A 16,936-nucleotide genomic window follows, 5' to 3' on the forward strand; every position below is an offset into this window, starting at 1 on the left:
GTGGTTGGTGTTTGTTTAAAGATACTTAAAATATTGCTTTGATAAATATGTATATTAGTTTTGTAAAATCAAATTACACACAAGAAGAAAAATAGATAATCGAATTTTAGGAATAACTAATAAATTTTAAGCTTCAGTCATATTTTCAAGACAAGATGTCTAATAATATTTTTTTAATAATTAATTTATCAGAATTCTTAAGTTCAAATATTACATTAATGAATAAGAAAGAAATTATAAATATTATCAATGAGAAATATGCTCCTTTGAATGATGATTGCAAATCAGAATTTGCTACTAATTCTAGAATATTGACTCTAAAAAAAGGAGAAATATTAGTTACAGAAGGACAATATTCAGATAAAGCTTATTTTATTGTTAGTGGATCGACTAGAGCTTATTACTTAAATGATGGAAAAGATATAACTGATTGGTTTGCTTTTGAGAATGATTTTATCTGTGCTATAAATAGCTTTTTTCAAAATATTCCAAGTCCACATTTTATAGAAGTACTTGAAGAAACTATATTATTAGAGATTTCTAGAGATGATATAATAAAACTATCAGATAAGTATCATAATTTTGAAAGATTAACGAACAGAGTTGCTACCAAAACAATGTTAAAATTGCAAGCCCGAATTGTATCTATGCAATTTCAATCGGCTGAACAGAGGTACCAAAACATATTGGAAGCTTATCCAAATATTACTCAAAGAGTGCCTTTAACACATATAGCATCTTATATTGGTATGACTCTTGAAACATTGAGTAGAATACGGAAGCTTAAATAGTCGAATTTGATTTATATCAAATGTAATTCATAGTCTTAAATTTATCTTTGTATATATACAATAATGATGAATTTAATTACAGATTGGGGAAAAATAAGAACCCATTTCAACAAAAGTTTCAAATCAAATTTTTATGTATCCGTAGCTTCTGTAGACACTAAAAACAATCCTACAGTAACACCTATTGGCTCTTTATTTTTAAATGATGTACAAACAGGTTTCTATTTTGAAAAATTTACATCAAAGCTTCCTGTTCATGCTAAAACCAACAAGAATATCTGTGTATTGGGAGTTAATAGCAATCGTCTCTATTGGATCAAATCTCTCTTTAAGGGACATTTTTCTGCACCACCCGCCATTAAACTATATGGGGAATTAGGTGAGAAAAGAAAAGCTACACCACAAGAATTAAACAGGTTAAATAGAAGAATGAAATTAACAAAAGGATTAAAAGGCAATACCTATTTATGGAAAAACATGGATTATGTTAGAGAGATAAAGTTTACAAGTGCTGTACAAATTAATCTAGGAAAAATGACAAAAAATAATCAATACAGCTAATATGAACCTAAAATCAAAAAAGAAATTAGGAATAATTGGTATGTGGCTGGGAATTATAAGCTTGATTGTATCTCAATTTTATTTAGCATCAGAATCAACAAGCGAAATAATTCAATCTTCTCATTCAGGATTAAAACCTTTAAAAGGATTGATTTTACCAACAGTGATAACCTATATGTATAGCAAGATAAATCATACTAATTAATAAAACTTTACAATTGAACTTATACCTATTAATAGCTGCCATTTTGTGTTTTGTTTTAGGACTTGTGCATTCATTTCTTGGAGAGTATTTAATTTTTAAGAAAAAAAGAAAAAAAGGAACTTTAGTTCCTTCAAAAGAAAGCATTGAACTAAAAGAAAGACATTTAAGAATACTGTGGGCTACTTGGCATTTGGCATCCTTTTTTGGATGGTGTATTGGTGCAATATTGATAAAAATAGCTGTGCTAGAAAGTCTACAAAACAAAGAACTCGTTGATTTCATAATACAATCAATTGTTTTTACAATGATTTTTTCATCTGCATTGGTTTTAGTAGGTACTAAAGGCAAACATCCTGGATGGGTAGTTCTTTTATTAATCGGAATATTAACAATAATTGGATACTAAATATGAAAAGAATACACTTATTTGAATTTGAAGACTTACAATGGTTCCCTAATTGGATTAGAATTTGCCTTACCCGACTTATAATGGTAATGCATAAAAAGTTTAAAACCAGTGAAGATATGGCGCAACTACTTTCAAACCTTATTGAGAAAACCAAGACTTCAACAATTATCGACTTATGCTCTGGAAGTGGAGGGCCAATGCTAGATGTACACCAATTACTACGAGATAAGCACAATATAAAAAACATAGAGTTAACCTTATCTGATCTGTATCCCAACCTAGAAGCTGCTAAAACCATCAATAGTAAACAAAATGGTATTAATTACAGAACAACACCTTTAGATGCTACAAAACTTGAAAATGATGTTGTTGGATTATTAACAATGGTTGGCAGTTTTCATCATATGAAACCAGCAATGGCTAAATCAATTCTAAAAGAAGCTAAACAAAAAAAACAACCAATATGCATTATGGAAATTAACAAAAAGTTTCCTGTCGTTTTGTGGTGGCTATTCATTCCTTTAAGTACAATTCTATGCCTTTTTATTACACCTTTAGTAAAACCTTTAACGCTTAAACAAATTATTTTTACTTACCTAATCCCTATAATACCAATATGCTTTGCTTGGGATGCTGTCATTACCAGCGGTCGTATTTATCGTTTAGATGATTTGAATTTGCTTCTAAAAGGATTAGACAATGATGAAAACTATACTTGGGAAAAAGGAATTATTAATAAAAAGACCGAAAAGGTTTATTTGATAGGATATCCAACAATAAACGGATATGCATAAAACCAATATAAAATGAAAAAAATAATCGCACTTTTCTTAATCACTTTTGTAATCGTAAGTTGCTCAAAACAACCCAAAAACAAAGCACATAAAACACCAACTACCAAAACTTCAATGCAAGAAAAAATGACAGGGAAATCTATCAACAAAAACTTACCTACAATTGGAATATTAATATTTGAAAGCGTAATAATCAATGAAGTTGTAGCTCCGTTAGATGTCTTTTCCAATCCAAATATGGACAATGAACATCTTTTTAACGTAATCACCATTGCAACAGAAAATAGAACCTACACGAGTGCTCACGGATTAAAAATATCACCTGATTATGTGATTGAAAACATTCCTGAGCTAAAAGTTTTAGTTGTACCAAGTTCGTACAATCCTGCCGACCTAACTTCAGATAAAAAACTGGTAGAATTTGTTCGAGAACAAAACAAAACAACTGAATATATTGCCAGCCATTGTGCAGGAGCTTTTTTAATTGGAGAAGCTGGAATTGCAGACCATAAAGAAATCGTTACTTATGTTACCGGAGGAGAGTCTTTGAAAATAGATTATCCCAATCTTATAGTTGCAGACGATAGTAAAGTTTCGGTTGTTCAAGACGGAAAGTTTATTTCTTCAAATGGGAGTTTGGTAAGTTACATAGCATCATTTGATTTGTTAGAAAAGTTAACCAGCAAAGAACACAGAGCTTTTGTTGAGTCGGCAATATTGTTTGATAGATTAATAGATACCCATGAAAAATAATATCTCAATAATTGGAGGAGGAATTGGAGGGTTAGTAACTGCTTTATCTTTTGATAAATTAAACATTTCATATAAACTATATGAAAGAGCAGCACAATTAGAAGCTGTTGGGGCAGGAATATGGCTATCCCCAAATGCATTGCAAGTATTGGAATGGATTAATCCTATTTTATTAAAAGAAATTCAAGATGCTGGAAATTCTTTTAATAGAATTTTAGTGGCTGACCATAAATTAAACCCAATATCAGACTCTAATCAAAATTTTGTTCGAGAAAAATTTGGTTACACCACTATGGCAATCCATAGAGGAAAACTACAGCAAATTTTGTATAAATATGTACAACAAGATACTATTGAGCTAAATAAAAATTTTGCCGGATATTCTCAAAATAGCGATAAATCACTAAGGGTAAAATTCACAGATAGCTCTTTTATAGATACAGGTTCTATAATTGGTGTAGACGGAATTAATTCTAAAGTAAGAAAACAATTATTTCCTAATAGCAAATTAAGGTATTCGGGGCAAACCTGCTGGAGGGGAGTTTCGGATTATAATATAAAAAGTGAATTAAAATCTGTTGGTTTTACATTATGGGGTAAAAAATTACAGTTTGGTGTCTCAAAAATTTCTGAAGGAAAAGTATATTGGTTTGCTGTAAAATTGAGCGAACCTAACTTGACCGACGACAAAGAAAACTTAAAGAACACTTTAACTAATATGTTTGCAGAGTTTCATCCTCTTGTAAATGATTTGATTGCACATACAGCAAACAATAACATATTTAGAGGCGACCTTTCCGATTTAGAAATACTAAACAAATGGAATTCGGAAAATATCTGTTTAATCGGAGACGCTGCACATAGTATGACTCCAGATTTAGGGCAAGGTGGTGCTCAAGCTATAGAAGATGCTTATTATTTATCCAATTTTATCTATAATTCAAGAAATTTAGAAACAGCATACGATACATTTTATAAGTATAGAAAACCGAAAGTCGAAAAATTAGTTAAACAATCAAGACTTACTTCAAAAATCGCAATAACAAACAGGTTTTTGGAAATAATTAGAAATTTTATCCTTAAAAACACCCCCGAATTTTATATAAAAAAACAGATGGTGGAATTATATACCTTGGATAAAACTATTACCAACAATGTCTAAGCCGAATAAAGTGATTTTAAAAGTAAATATTATTGGCTCTACCGACAAACCACATTATTTAAAAATAACATAAAATGATTTTAGAAAAACGAGAGTACAAATTAGGGATAAGATATGGAATCATACTAGGCATAATTGTAGTTACTATTGGCATAACTAGATATACAACGGGAATGATTTTTAATGAAGATCAAAGATTAAGTTATCTATATTGGGTAATATTCTTGATAGCCAGTTTATTTTCAGTAACTAACGCTAAAAAGTCTAACAATGAATTTTCGTTGAAACATGCGATTAAATTGGGTATCACAATTGGTTTTGTAAGCAGTTCAATTTATCTGTTATACCTTATTGTCTTAAACTATTTTGTTGACCCTGAATTACCTGAAAAGCTAATAGAGATTTCAAGACAAAGAATGATGGGACAAAACAATGAATTAACCTCAGACCAAATTAAAGAAATTGACCTCAAGAAAAGCTCATCAAATCCAATTGTTAGAGGTGTAATTTACATAGTAGTATCTACCTTTTTTGGAATAATTTATTCATCTATGGGATGGATAATTGTAAAACTGAAAAACAGAAAAAGGTAGTTAACATTAAATAAAATTACTAAACAATCAAGATTTACGTCAAAAATCGCAATAACAAACAGATTTATGGAGATAATTAGAAGTTTTATTCTTAAAAATGCTCCTGAATCGTATATGAAAAAACAGATGGTTAAATTGTATTCATTAGATAAGGCTATTGCTGTCAAAATACAAAATTAGTAAATACTTCTAAACCAATGATACCCTAAACTCGTTATACAATAAATCGTATCTTTAATTTTTACTCTATTATCTATATTTTTAGAGATTTTTAATTCCAGTATGAAGAAATTTTTTCCAATAATATGTATTGTTGTTCTATCGATAACTGCATGTAGTTTTGATGCTATAGATAAAACACCTACTAAGGTAACGAATGAATCTAAGCCTGTAGGAGAATTTATTGATAATTGGACATTTAACGTATTTTCAAAAACTTCTTTTGATTTTGAAGAAGCTAAATTCAGATTATGGTTACCTGAAGATGAAGAAAACATAAGAGCTATTTTAGTTTTATTAAGCTTCCATAACGGAAGTACTTTTGGAGATATGACTTTAGAAGAATGGCAAACTTATGCGAAAGATGAAAAACTAGGGCTATTAGGAGTTACACTTAGAGGCGGCAATTATCCTGATGTAAGTATGGGCAGTGGAGAAGCTTTAATTAAAGCTCTTGACACCATAACTTATAAGAACAACATCCCAGATATAGGCAAACTACCCTTACTATTAAAAGGCTATTCTGCTGGAGGTGTTTTTAGTTATAATTTTTCACATTTAAAACCTGAACGTGTTATTGCTTTTGTAAACATACGAGGCGGTGGTATTAACCCAACATCTAATACAAATAATAATGTACCTGGTTTGATGTTATTGGGAGAGAATGATGAATCTTCAAGAAATCAACGAATGACAGATGTGGTGCTTTCAAAACGAGCTGAAGGCAACTTATATGGTTTAGCTATAGAACCTGATATGGATCACTTTGGAGGTTTATTTACTTCTTGGAGACTAACTAGAGCTTTTTTCTCAGCTGCTTTAGATAAAAGACTTACACCAGAAACTAATACTCTTAACAATATTCAAGAGAATTCTGGTTGGTTAGGCAATAATACAACTAAAGAAATTCATGCTTTTGATAATTATCCAAACGCTACAATAGAAGCTTCATGGCTTATTGACGAAACCTTTGCGGAAAAATGGAAGGCATATCAGGAAAATTAGTTTGTTATATTAAGTTTTGTGGCTTTCTACAAAGTATATTTGTAAATTACTTTTTAAGCTCCAATTTTTCAGCAAAATAATCACAAAAATCTTTCATGGTTGCAGTCATTTTTTCGTCTTGTGTGGCACGATTAAAAGTATCACTCATACTAACTAAGGTTTGGTGAAAGAACAATTTCATTTCATCTACTGGCATGTCTTTAGTCCAAAGATCTATACGTAAAGATTCTTGTTTTTTACTATCCCAAACTGAAAGCATTATAGCTTTAGCTTCTTCATTGGCAATACCCCCATCTTGAGCTGACCATTTTAACTTTTCTGGGATTCTGTTTTCATCTAATTCTACATTCAATTCAATTTTAGATGTATGTGTTTGCGCCATTATTTACGTGGTTTAAAGTTTGCTTTATTAAAAATATCTTCTGCACTCATGCTTAAAATCTCTTGAAGTGTTGCATCATTATTTTTTGCATACGCTCTTACTATTTGCCAGCCAATATACTGTCCTAAACGACCAGGGGATTCACCATCTAATTCTAAATTAAACTTCGAAAAAGGTGCTGGATTTATAAATCTTGCTGGCAATTTATTATCAGTACTAAATAACATTTCATTTTCTACAAAATGCTGCCAAATATTTTCTTCGTTAACAGTTGCCCAATCTAATTGCTCTTTGGTATAACCTACTTTTATTTCGTCTGGTGTATCTGGAAGCATTACATCTTTAAAATAAAGTGTCTTACCAAAATATATCATTTCATCTAGTAATGTTTTTCGTTTAGGCTGATAGATATATTTTTCAGCATAACTAAAAGCCAAATCTGGAACTATTTGGTCTTTATCCATGTTTAATTTAATGTAATCATATATATCATAATAAAAATCATGACTTGCTCCCAAATAAGTATCTAAAGCAATAAGAGTAATAGTATCTGTTACAATCACTTTGTTTCTATAATCTACATCGTTAGTAACAGTTATCACTCTTGGTGTTTTAAACTCTTTGAAGTAATATTTTAGATGCTGAAAGAAACTATAAATATCATCCTCTGTATTTTTAAAATCACCATGTGTTTTATCTACCTCAAAGTTTAATTGTTGTTGCAAAGTATCTTGAATTCTATTTATCCAAATCGAATCGTTATAACGTTTAGAAAACATAAACGGATATGCTTGCTTCAAGTTTGGTAAAGATGCTTCATCAGCATTAGCAAATAACCTATCAAATCTTTCAACAGTCATGTCTATATCTATAGCAGCTATCTCTTTTTCTACTTTAGACGTGCTATCACATGACATTAAAACAATTGTAACAAGTAAAATTATATGAAATCTTTTCATAAGACTAAGGATATCAAACTTAAACGACATTAATTTTTATTAATTATTCTATTGGTTTATTTTTGTTGAGCAAAGGTACTATTCTTTACACAAAAAACCTTACCAAATGAATACCGAAAAAGTAACCCAACATATCGTACAGTGGCTTAAAGATTATGCAGAAAAGGCAAAAGTAAATGGATTTGTTATTGGTATTTCTGGAGGCATTGACTCGGCAGTTACATCTACATTATGTGCAGAAACTGGACTGAAGGTTTTATGTGTCGAAATGCCTATACATCAAGCTGAAAGTCATGTTAGTAGAGGTCAAGAACATATAGCTCAATTAAAAGAGCGATATCCAAATGTCTCGGATATTAAAGTTGATTTAACACCAGTTTTCGAAGAGTTTAAAACCGAAGTCTCATTAGATGGGAAACAGGCAACAGTTGATATGGCATTGGCAAATACTAGAGCTCGTTTACGAATGACAACACTATATTATCATGCAGGTTTATTAGGCTTGTTGGTTGCAGGAACTGGAAATAAAGTTGAGGATTTTGGTGTTGGTTTCTATACAAAGTATGGTGATGGAGGTGTTGATTTGAGCCCAATAGCAGATTTAGTAAAATCTGAAGTCTACAAAATTGGCGAGTATTTAAAAGTCCCAAAATCTATTATGAAAGCTGCTCCAAGCGATGGCTTATTTGGAGATGCAAGAAGTGATGAAGACCAAATTGGTGCTAATTATGATGAATTAGAATGGGCTATGAAAATGGATAATCAAGGAAAAAATATTGAAAATTTTTCAGGTAGAAAAAAAGAAGTATTCAGCATCTTTAAACGCTATAATTCAGCCAATAAGCACAAAATGATTCCAATTCCAATTTGCAAAATACCTCAGGAATTAAAGGCTTCGAGATAAAATTTTATCTCGAAAAATAAAAATTTACGCTTTTTTTTTGTAACTTTAATAATCTCCATTTTAAATATAAACTTAATCTTAGTTAAGTTATGTTTCCCTAATTACTAATTTAAAAACACTAATCATGATTAAGGTATTGGTTGCAGATCATCATCCTATCATTAGAACTGGACTAAAAATGCTTTTCGATAACTCTCCTGACATTCAGGTGGTTGGCAGTGTAACTACTGGAAAAGAATTGTTTGATTTTGTAGGAAAACACAGCGTAGATGTTGTCCTTTCTGAAATAGATTTACCAGAATTAAACGGAATTACAGCTCTAAGAACTCTCAAAAAAGAATACAGCGACGTAAAAGTTATTATGTTTAGCATACATCCTGAAGAAATTTATGCTGTTAGTACCATAAAAGCTGGTGCGTCCGGATATTTAACCAAAACAGTAAGTACGCAAACCATTAAAGATGCTATTTTAAAAGTATATAATGGTGGTATTTACATTAGCAATAATTTAGCACAACGTTTGGCTTTTGACGAACGTGGTAATAAACCAAGTAAACTTTATAAAAAATTATCTACGCGTGAAGTTGAAGTTTTAAAACTTCTCTCATCTGGAAGACGAAATAAAGAAATTGCTAAAGAGTTAGATATTAATGAGAAAACCGTAAGCACTTACAAAGCGCGATTAATGAGAAAACTAAATGTTACAAATTTAGTTGACTTAGTTAATCAAGCACGACATTTGGAATTGGGTTAATTATAACACACGATTCAGTTTCCGGGAGAGTAACATTTTTAGGTTAGAGTAATTCATAACATCTTCTAAAATAGATTTAGAATTTGATGGATTTTCTATGGTTTCTTGTTTAAAATCGCTTACTTTTTGATCTATTAAATAACAACGTAAGCTTAAAATGGTTTCGCTTACTAATTGTCCGATACTATGTGTTTTAGCTTTTGGATAAATGTTTTTACGCTCCCAATCATGTAAATTATAGCGTTCATCATTCATTAGAATATGTGTGATTTCGTTAGCTATATGCGGTTCTACTGTATTCACAAAACTCTCTAAAGCAAATTCAGGGTTTTGATTTAAGGTATCTATTAATACATAATACAATTCTCTAAAATTATCGTTAGTAAACTCCATTTCATCTTCTTGTAAATCTAAATAGATTTTTTCGAACACTTTTGCCTCATGTATCACAGGTTCAAGACCTAAACCTCCTTCGTCGTTTTCTTTTAGTACTAAATCTTCAAATTCTTCTGTTTTATTTCCGTAAAGTAATAAGGCTTCAATAATTTTACTTTCTAATTCGTATTGAATATCTACTTTTTTTCTGGTTGTTGTTGATTTCACAACCTCAAACGCTTTTTGCTCTTTTTTGTATGATTTGTTTGCCTCTTGGAGTTCTTTTTTACCAATTTGCGCCAATGTGCTAAATAGTACGTCTTCACTAATATCCATAATTCTAGCACACTCTTGAACGTAAATTTCCTTTTGAATACGATCTGGAATTTTAGAAATACTTGCTACCATATCTCTAATTAAAGCTGCTTTTTTAACAGGGTCGTTCTTCGCATCTTCCATTAACAAAGATGCTTTGTAGGCTATAAAATCTTTAGCGTTTGTTTTTAAGTATTCAGCTAGTTCTTCATGGGTATTCTGCTTTGCAAAACTATCTGGATCTTCACCATCTGGAAAGGTACAAACCTTTACATTCATGCCTTGTTCTAGAATCAAGTCTATTCCTCTTAACGATGCTCTTATCCCAGCTGCATCACCATCAAAAAGCACTGTAATATTTTTTGTAAGACGATTAATCAATCGTATTTGTTCCGAAGTCAAAGCTGTTCCAGATGAAGACACCACATTAGTAATTCCTTTTTGGTAAAACTGAATCACATCTGTATAACCTTCTACCAAATAACAATTATCTTCTTTTGCAATACTTTGTTTAGCATAATAAATACCATACAAGACTTTGCTTTTGTGGTAGATATCACTTTCTGGTGAGTTAAGGTATTTGGCTGCTTTTTTATTAGTTCCTAAAATACGACCACCAAAACCCAACACACGACCAGACATACTATGTATTGGAAACATCACACGACCTTTAAATCGATCAAACTGTTTTTCTTCCTTAACAATAGTAAGTCCTGTTTTTTCTAGATATTCAAGTTGATATCCTTGTTCTATAGCTTCGTCTGTAAATGCTTGCCACTCATCTAAAGCATAGCCAAGTTGAAATTTTTTAATAATCTCATCGGTAAAACCACGTTCTTTAAAATAACTTAAGCCAATAGATTTACCTATGTCTGTTTTATGCATCATATTTTGAAAATAGGTATTGGCATATTCACTTACCAAATACATACTTTCACGTTCGCTTGCTTCTTCTTTTTCTTCGTTGGTTTGCTCAGTTTCTTCTATTTCAATATTGTACTTTTTAGCTAAATATTTTATAGCCTCTGGATACGTAAAATGTTCATGCTCCATTAAAAAAGACACTACTGTCCCTCCTTTTCCACTTGAAAAATCTTTCCATATTTGCTTTACAGGAGACACCATAAAACTTGGTGAGCGTTCTTCACTAAACGGACTTAAGCCTTTAAAGTTGCTCCCAGACTTTTTTAAGTTTACAAAATCACCAATAACCTCCTCTACACGAGCAGTTTCAAATACTTTATCTATGGTGGATTTTGATATCAAATTTTTAATTTAAAATAGATTCCTGCCTATACAGGAATGACACTGTAAATGTAATATAATACAACTGTATTTAAAAAAGTTAGGTTTATATTTATCGGCAAAAAAGGGTTCAGACTAATATATAGCTGAACCCTTTTAAAAACAAATATAAGTAGTGATTATTAGTCCATATCGAATCTCACACCAAATGAGATGTTGTTTTGTTTTACTGCTTGGTCTTTAAATATTGGTGACATATCGTATTTTACATACAGAGCTGTATCATCAATGGCAATATAACCGCTTAAGCCATATACCAAACTTGTGGCATTAAAGCTTTTTTTCATTTTGTCCTTAACGTTTTCACCGTCTATGGAATACTTAAGCTTTTGTCTTGTGCCAATATTAAAACCAGCATAACCACCAATACCTATTTTAAATTTATTACGTGTACTGTACCTAAAATAGTCTTCTCTATCTATACGCTTTGATGGTCCAAACTCAAAATGTACAGGAAATACTAAGTTGGTGATAGATAGTTTTGATTTCTTTAATTCAGAAGTAAACTCTTCTAGCATGGTATCATTACCATTTTGGGTAAAGTACATATTGTCTTTTGGTTTCAATCCGTTTATTTGGAAAGAATAACCATATTTTATTCTTAAAAAATTAGAATTTTCGAACACACGTGTTTTCCAAGCCCAACCAATTTCAAAGAAACGAGAACCGCCAATTTTGTATGGTGAATCATCAAATTTTTCACCTTCTATTATGGCATTGTTCAAGCCAAAAGCCAAAACCATGTCACTTGAAGTTCGTCTATCATAACGCCTTGGCTTGTCATCTCTTCGTTTACCAAAATATATAAAGCTGTCCTTCTCATCTTTACCACTACCTATTCTAAAAACAAAACCATCTTCGTCTTCAGAAGTATCTCTAGACACATAGCCATTTCTTTTTAATAGTTCAATCTTATTATCAATAATGGCTATTCTGTTTTCGATGTTTAGCGCATGCTTTTGAGCAGCTTCTTTTTTTAGGCGTTCAGCTTCAGCTTGTGTTATGTCTCCTTTGTCAAAACGTTGATTAATCGCCTCAACTTTAGATTTTAAAGCTTCTCGCTCTTCTTCTTCAATTGTTTTTTTAAGTTTAACAAGCATTTCGAGGCTTTCTTCTTTAGTAACTGACTCTTGTGCGTTTACTAATTGTATGCTAAAGCATAAAATTGAAATTAACAAGTACTTTGTAATTGTTTGCATAACTGTTCGTTTTTTATTGATTTGATTTTTGATTTGATGAATTTTAATTATTTCTTTCGGCTACAACAGTTTTTACTTCATTAAACCCTGTTTTTAGCATTTCTAAAACACGTGCTCTAAATGACTGCGCTTCTATGTCTTCTTCTACACTCAGCAACAAGGCATTCGCATCTATTGTTTTAGTGCCTTCGTTATATAGTCTTTTAAAAGTGATTTCTCGTTGCGCAGCACCTAACAAAGTATCTATCTCTGCATCAGTCACTTCCTTAGTTTTTTGCATGTTTTGAATTTGAGCCACAACTTCTTGTGCCTTTTGTTCTTCGAAGCTTAACTTTTTAGCAACTGTTTCTTTGTTTTCTTCTTTAATATTACTTGCAACAATCGGTTCTTCGGTTTTACTTGGAATTAACTTAAGCTGCTCTTTAGTTATTTTTTGTTTAGATTGAGATTTATTTGTTGTTTGCTTTTTAGGCGTTTCAGTCTTATCATTTTTAGAAGCTAAAATTTCAGTTTCATTAGAAAATATTTCTTTTTCTTCTGTAGGAATGTCCTCTTGTACATTATCATTAATTGGCTCTGGGCTTGTTTTATCTGTATCGACTATAGTTGGTTCAACAATATTAGTATTGTTATTATCAAATACATTTGTTATTAATAATATACCAACGATACTTGCTGCAATACCTAAATACCAAAAGCCTTTGTTATTCTTTTTAGATTTATTGGCATCAAGTTTATCATTTAACTTTTGCCACGCATCTGGGCTTGGTTGTATGGTGCGTTGCTCCAATTTATCTTTTAACTGTTCTTCATATTTCATTGGTGCCATGGGTAAGGTTATTAAGTTTTGCTAATTGTTGTTGTAAAAGCTGTCTTGCTTTAAATAATTGCGATTTAGAAGTGCCTTCGTTAATACCAAGCATTGTTGCTATTTCGCTATGTTTATATCCTTCAATGGCATACATTACAAATACCATTCGGTAACCTTCTGGAAGATTGTCTATGAGTTGTTGTATTTCGGCAACATCAATCTCTGTTTTAATATTATTGGTTGCTGTTTCTGGAAACACCGTCTCGTCTGTACTAAACTCTAATTGCTTTTTTGAACGTAAAAACGAAATGGCCTCGTTAACCATAATACGTCGTATCCATCCTTCAAAACTTCCCTTACTATTAAAGCTCTTCAGCTTAGTAAATACTTTAAAAAACCCATTAAGCATCACTTCTTCGGCATGTTGAAAGTCGCTTATATAATAACGACATATGCTTAACATTTTTGGTGCATGCCATTCGTACAACATATGTTGTGCTTCTCTATTATTTCGGCTCGCTTTTTTTATAAGCTGAGCTTCGTTTTTATAAAGTTGAATGACTTTCAATGGATCCTTCATTTAATCTTCTATCTATATAGACGCAATAATGATGCAAATGGTTGTATGCGATTAAAAAATATTTTTTGAGACTGCAATTTAGAGAAACTATTACGAGCTATAAAACATTGATTTTGTGAGAAAAAACTACTAACTTCGTTTAACGTCGGATATAATTTATTAAAACGACGCATATCCGTAAAAACATTAAACGAATTTTCGATTTTAAAAGCTAATTTGTACCTAGAATTATAATGAAAACCCTTCTTAAAATAATTATAATTAGTCTATTAATATCCTCATGTTCTTCATCAAAAAACTATACCTATTTTGATGAAAACAATTTCGAAATAAGTAGTCGCGAATATACTAGAGGAATTTTAACTGGTAAATTGTTATCTATACAACTCGACTCTACAAAACTAAAACTAACCACCAGAGAAAAACATGGTACATTGACTAATCTGTCAAAATTTGTTGAGCTACTTGAAGTAGGTTTAGACACTAAAATTGACTCAACCAAACCTATTGTTATTATCTTTTATCCTGGAGAAGATAAGTTTAATCGTGCTCTTAATGAGAACATAGACAATATGAGTAAATGGTATTATCAACTAGAAAATGGGTTACAGCAAGTAGCCAAAATTAAACCTTTGTATATCTATAAAGACTCCAAAGGCTTAGAAAATTATGAGGGCTTGCTAGATTGGAAACAAGACCCCAACCAATTTATAGAACATCTGTTTTTTAAACACCATTATCCTTGTCATAGTTTTGTGGTTATTTCCAGTAAAGGAGATTATATAAGTTATTTTGGTGAGTTTCCTAAAGAATTTGTTTGGGAAGCTGCGCAAATATTAAAGTAGACTATTTCTTTCTATCTATCACATAATTCACCATAAGTTCTAATGAATTTTTATAAGCAGAATCTGAGTAATGTTGTAATAATTGTAAGGCTTCTTCTTGGAATTGTTTCATTTTAGTCACTGCATAGTCTAAACCTCCATTGTCTTTTACAAAGGCAATGACTTCTTTAACACGCTTTTTATCTTTATTATGGTTTTTTATAGAATTAATTAACCAATCATGGTCTTTTTTAGAACAATTATTTAACACGTGTATTAATGGCAAAGTCATTTTTTGCTCTTTAATATCGATTCCTGTTGGCTTTCCTATTTTGGTATCGCCATAATCAAACAAATCGTCTTTTATTTGAAATGCCATTCCTATAAGTTCACCAAATTTATGCATAGTAACGACCTCTGTAGAATTTGGTTTTACCGAAGCAGCCCCCAAACTACAGCAAGCAGCAATAAGTGTTGCTGTTTTCTGGCGAATAATTTCGTAATAGACGTCTTCGGTTATATCTAGTTTTCGTGCTTTTTCGATTTGTAATAACTCTCCTTCTACTACTTCACGAACTGCTACCGAAATTATTTTAAGCAAGTCGAAATCATTATTATCAATACATACTAGCATCCCTTTTGATAATAAATAATCGCCGACTAAAACGGCAATTTTATTTTTCCATAAGGCATTAATAGAAAAGAATCCTCGACGTCTGTTACTGTCGTCCACAACATCATCATGTACTAGAGATGCTGTGTGAATTAGTTCAATAACAGATGCGCCTCTATACGTACGTTCGCTTACCTCGCCATTATTAAGCATTTTAGAAACTAGAAATACGAACATAGGTCGCATTTGCTTCCCTTTTCTATTAACTATATAATGCGTGATTCTATTAAGCAGTGCAACTTTACTTGACATGGACAATCGGAACTTTTGCTCAAACAGTTCCATTTCATAATCTATGGGTTGCTTTATTTGCTCTACTATTTTCAAGAGAAGTAATTTTAACTTTACAGTTAACAAACCTACTAAAAAAAGCCAATTAAGACTAATAATACTTTTAAGTTCAAAAGTATTTTGGAAACATATTTAATTTTTTCATATTTTAGTGATTGTCAATTGTTTAATTCAACAGATTCATGAAAAAATTAACACTCACTCTTTTGGTGGTGGTATTTTACCATACATCATTTTCTCAAATTCTTACCGAAAATTTTAATGATATCACATCGCTTTCTGGAGCTGGATGGAGCTTTTTAAACCTAAGTTCGCAACCAGGAACAACTAATTGGTTTCAAGGTATAGGCAATATTTTTCCTGCTTATGCAGGGGCTAATAGTTCATACATTGCCGCAAATTTTCAAAACCATGCAAATAATGGAACTATTAGTAACTGGATGATATTACCTGTTACAACCGTTAATAATGGTGATCAAATTAATTTTTTTACGCGCGGTCCTGTAGGTAGTAATTATCCGGATCGATTACAAGTAAGAATGAGTATTGATGGTGGATCTTCTACCAATCCAACTAATTCATCAGATCTTGGTTCTTATACTACCTTATTATTAGATATTAACCCTACACTAGCTATTGGTGGGTATCCAGAAGCTTGGACTGAGCAACTAATTAATATTTCTGGTTTAGCAAGCACGACAGATGTGCGAATAGCATTTAGATATTTTGCCAATGATGCTGGTCCAAATGGTGCCAATTCCAATTATATTGGGATTGATGAAATAGAAGTATCATCACCTCCTTTAAGTGTAAATGATATTAGATTGTCTAATGTAACACATTATTATGATAAGCAACAAAGTTCGTTAAATTTAGAATCTAAAAACTATTTACTTAGTGGAGCAAAAATATATAGCTTAACAGGACAAGAAGTACTATCTAAAAAACTTTCTGGTTATACTGAACGTATTAATCTTAACGCTATTTCGCAAGGGTTATATGTTGTAAAAATTGAAGTCATAGGTGGCACAAAACTGATAAAGCTAGTAAAAGAATAAATTTAAAAGAGCAG

General features: G+C 31.2%; 20 protein-coding genes. 13 read left to right on the forward strand and 7 right to left on the reverse strand.

Features of this window, described 5'->3' with window-relative positions:
* Window positions 1–218: 218 nt before the first annotated feature.
* From ABGB03_RS11855 to ABGB03_RS11895, 9 genes are all read left to right on the forward strand, one after another.
* Window positions 219–791 (forward strand): Crp/Fnr family transcriptional regulator, encoded by a 573-nt coding sequence (locus ABGB03_RS11855; protein WP_347922780.1) that lies wholly within the window; start codon window positions 219–221, stop codon window positions 789–791.
* Between the two features lie 63 nt (window positions 792–854).
* On the forward strand, window positions 855–1,352 hold the full coding sequence (locus tag ABGB03_RS11860; RefSeq protein WP_347922781.1) for a hypothetical protein: 498 nt from the start codon (window positions 855–857) through the stop codon (window positions 1,350–1,352).
* 1 nt (window position 1,353) lies between these two features.
* Window positions 1,354–1,557, forward strand: a complete 204-nt coding sequence (locus ABGB03_RS11865; RefSeq protein ID WP_347922782.1) for a hypothetical protein — start codon at window positions 1,354–1,356, stop codon at window positions 1,555–1,557.
* Window positions 1,558–1,570: 13 nt separating this feature from the next.
* Window positions 1,571–1,963: a hypothetical protein gene (locus ABGB03_RS11870; protein WP_347922783.1), complete on the forward strand. Its 393-nt coding sequence runs from the start codon at window positions 1,571–1,573 to the stop codon at window positions 1,961–1,963.
* Window positions 1,964–1,965: 2 nt separating this feature from the next.
* Entirely contained in the window at window positions 1,966–2,760 is a 795-nt protein-coding gene (locus tag ABGB03_RS11875; RefSeq protein WP_347922784.1) for a class I SAM-dependent methyltransferase, read from the forward strand.
* Window positions 2,761–2,772: 12 nt separating this feature from the next.
* On the forward strand, window positions 2,773–3,513 hold the full coding sequence (locus ABGB03_RS11880; RefSeq protein ID WP_347922785.1) for a DJ-1/PfpI family protein: 741 nt from the start codon (window positions 2,773–2,775) through the stop codon (window positions 3,511–3,513).
* Window positions 3,503–4,675 (forward strand): FAD-dependent monooxygenase, encoded by a 1,173-nt coding sequence (locus ABGB03_RS11885; protein WP_347922786.1) that lies wholly within the window; start codon window positions 3,503–3,505, stop codon window positions 4,673–4,675. Before ABGB03_RS11880 ends, ABGB03_RS11885 begins: the two co-directional genes overlap by 11 nt.
* Before the next feature lie 74 nt (window positions 4,676–4,749).
* Window positions 4,750–5,268 (forward strand): DUF4199 domain-containing protein, encoded by a 519-nt coding sequence (locus tag ABGB03_RS11890; protein WP_347922787.1) that lies wholly within the window; start codon window positions 4,750–4,752, stop codon window positions 5,266–5,268.
* A gap of 282 nt (window positions 5,269–5,550) precedes the next feature.
* Complete coding sequence (locus tag ABGB03_RS11895; protein ID WP_347922788.1) at window positions 5,551–6,492, forward strand: hypothetical protein; 942 nt, start codon at window positions 5,551–5,553, stop codon at window positions 6,490–6,492.
* Window positions 6,493–6,538: 46 nt separating this feature from the next.
* On the opposite strand, the gene gldC is transcribed toward ABGB03_RS11895, so the two are convergent.
* Both gldC and gldB read right to left on the reverse strand, forming a co-directional pair.
* Window positions 6,539–6,874, reverse strand: a complete 336-nt coding sequence (gene gldC / locus ABGB03_RS11900) for a gliding motility protein GldC (protein ID WP_347922789.1) — start codon at window positions 6,872–6,874, stop codon at window positions 6,539–6,541.
* On the reverse strand, window positions 6,874–7,833 hold the full coding sequence (gldB, locus tag ABGB03_RS11905; RefSeq protein ID WP_347922790.1) for a gliding motility lipoprotein GldB: 960 nt from the start codon (window positions 7,831–7,833) through the stop codon (window positions 6,874–6,876). The genes gldC and gldB overlap by 1 nt, the downstream gene beginning before the upstream one ends.
* Window positions 7,834–7,939: 106 nt before the next feature.
* Here gldB and nadE point away from each other — a divergent pair, with 106 nt between their 5' ends.
* Together nadE and ABGB03_RS11915 are read left to right on the forward strand one after the other, a co-directional pair.
* Window positions 7,940–8,737, forward strand: coding sequence for an NAD(+) synthase (gene nadE / locus ABGB03_RS11910; RefSeq protein ID WP_347922791.1), 798 nt, complete (start codon window positions 7,940–7,942; stop codon window positions 8,735–8,737).
* A 124-nt stretch (window positions 8,738–8,861) separates the two neighbouring features.
* A complete protein-coding gene (locus ABGB03_RS11915; protein ID WP_347922792.1) occupies window positions 8,862–9,491 on the forward strand; it encodes a response regulator transcription factor in 630 nt (209 codons plus the stop codon).
* Here the strand turns inward: ABGB03_RS11915 and dnaG are convergent, their stop codons facing one another.
* The 4 genes from dnaG to ABGB03_RS11935 form a co-directional block, all read right to left on the reverse strand.
* Window positions 9,492–11,447, reverse strand: a complete 1,956-nt coding sequence (gene dnaG / locus ABGB03_RS11920; protein ID WP_347922793.1) for a DNA primase — start codon at window positions 11,445–11,447, stop codon at window positions 9,492–9,494.
* A gap of 161 nt (window positions 11,448–11,608) precedes the next feature.
* Window positions 11,609–12,685: a hypothetical protein gene (locus tag ABGB03_RS11925; protein WP_347922794.1), complete on the reverse strand. Its 1,077-nt coding sequence runs from the start codon at window positions 12,683–12,685 to the stop codon at window positions 11,609–11,611.
* A 43-nt stretch (window positions 12,686–12,728) separates the two neighbouring features.
* Entirely contained in the window at window positions 12,729–13,514 is a 786-nt protein-coding gene (locus ABGB03_RS11930; protein ID WP_347922795.1) for a hypothetical protein, read from the reverse strand.
* Window positions 13,495–14,076 carry an RNA polymerase sigma factor gene (locus ABGB03_RS11935; RefSeq protein ID WP_347922796.1) on the reverse strand — a complete coding sequence of 194 codons (582 nt, stop codon included), beginning with the start codon at window positions 14,074–14,076 and terminating at the stop codon, window positions 13,495–13,497. Before ABGB03_RS11935 ends, ABGB03_RS11930 begins: the two co-directional genes overlap by 20 nt.
* A gap of 233 nt (window positions 14,077–14,309) precedes the next feature.
* On the opposite strand from ABGB03_RS11935, the gene ABGB03_RS11940 reads away from it, so the two are divergent.
* On the forward strand, window positions 14,310–14,921 hold the full coding sequence (locus tag ABGB03_RS11940; RefSeq protein ID WP_347922797.1) for a hypothetical protein: 612 nt from the start codon (window positions 14,310–14,312) through the stop codon (window positions 14,919–14,921).
* 1 nt (window position 14,922) lies between these two features.
* On the opposite strand, the gene ABGB03_RS11945 is transcribed toward ABGB03_RS11940, so the two are convergent.
* Window positions 14,923–15,900 (reverse strand): polyprenyl synthetase family protein, encoded by a 978-nt coding sequence (locus ABGB03_RS11945; RefSeq protein ID WP_347922798.1) that lies wholly within the window; start codon window positions 15,898–15,900, stop codon window positions 14,923–14,925.
* A 146-nt stretch (window positions 15,901–16,046) separates the two neighbouring features.
* Between ABGB03_RS11945 and ABGB03_RS11950 the strand changes: the two genes are divergently transcribed.
* The gene (locus ABGB03_RS11950) at window positions 16,047–16,922 is read left to right on the forward strand and encodes a choice-of-anchor J domain-containing protein (RefSeq protein ID WP_347922799.1); all 876 of its coding nucleotides are present in this window, start codon (window positions 16,047–16,049) and stop codon (window positions 16,920–16,922) included.
* Window positions 16,923–16,936: the final 14 nt, after the last annotated feature.

Source organism: Pontimicrobium sp. SW4, assembly GCF_039954625.1.
In the GTDB taxonomy this organism is placed as follows: Bacteria; Bacteroidota; Bacteroidia; order Flavobacteriales; family Flavobacteriaceae; genus Pontimicrobium.

Bases quoted from the DNA above. Each gene is read 5' to 3' on its own strand.
- ABGB03_RS11865 (WP_347922782.1), top strand. From the start codon at position 1,354: ATGAACCTAAAATCAAAAAAGAAATTAGGAATAATTGGTATGTGGCTG.
- ABGB03_RS11855 (WP_347922780.1), top strand. From the start codon at position 219: ATGAATAAGAAAGAAATTATAAATATTATCAATGAGAAATATGCTCCT.
- gldB (WP_347922790.1), bottom strand. From the start codon at position 7,833: ATGAAAAGATTTCATATAATTTTACTTGTTACAATTGTTTTAATGTCA.
- gldC (WP_347922789.1), bottom strand. From the start codon at position 6,874: ATGGCGCAAACACATACATCTAAAATTGAATTGAATGTAGAATTAGAT.
- ABGB03_RS11875 (WP_347922784.1), top strand. From the start codon at position 1,966: ATGAAAAGAATACACTTATTTGAATTTGAAGACTTACAATGGTTCCCT.
- ABGB03_RS11950 (WP_347922799.1), top strand. From the start codon at position 16,047: ATGAAAAAATTAACACTCACTCTTTTGGTGGTGGTATTTTACCATACA.
- ABGB03_RS11935 (WP_347922796.1), bottom strand. From the start codon at position 14,076: ATGAAGGATCCATTGAAAGTCATTCAACTTTATAAAAACGAAGCTCAG.
- ABGB03_RS11925 (WP_347922794.1), bottom strand. From the start codon at position 12,685: ATGCAAACAATTACAAAGTACTTGTTAATTTCAATTTTATGCTTTAGC.
- ABGB03_RS11940 (WP_347922797.1), top strand. From the start codon at position 14,310: ATGAAAACCCTTCTTAAAATAATTATAATTAGTCTATTAATATCCTCA.
- ABGB03_RS11880 (WP_347922785.1), top strand. From the start codon at position 2,773: ATGAAAAAAATAATCGCACTTTTCTTAATCACTTTTGTAATCGTAAGT.
- ABGB03_RS11930 (WP_347922795.1), bottom strand. From the start codon at position 13,514: ATGGCACCAATGAAATATGAAGAACAGTTAAAAGATAAATTGGAGCAA.
- nadE (WP_347922791.1), top strand. From the start codon at position 7,940: ATGAATACCGAAAAAGTAACCCAACATATCGTACAGTGGCTTAAAGAT.
- ABGB03_RS11860 (WP_347922781.1), top strand. From the start codon at position 855: ATGATGAATTTAATTACAGATTGGGGAAAAATAAGAACCCATTTCAAC.
- ABGB03_RS11885 (WP_347922786.1), top strand. From the start codon at position 3,503: ATGAAAAATAATATCTCAATAATTGGAGGAGGAATTGGAGGGTTAGTA.
- ABGB03_RS11895 (WP_347922788.1), top strand. From the start codon at position 5,551: ATGAAGAAATTTTTTCCAATAATATGTATTGTTGTTCTATCGATAACT.
- ABGB03_RS11915 (WP_347922792.1), top strand. From the start codon at position 8,862: ATGATTAAGGTATTGGTTGCAGATCATCATCCTATCATTAGAACTGGA.
- ABGB03_RS11890 (WP_347922787.1), top strand. From the start codon at position 4,750: ATGATTTTAGAAAAACGAGAGTACAAATTAGGGATAAGATATGGAATC.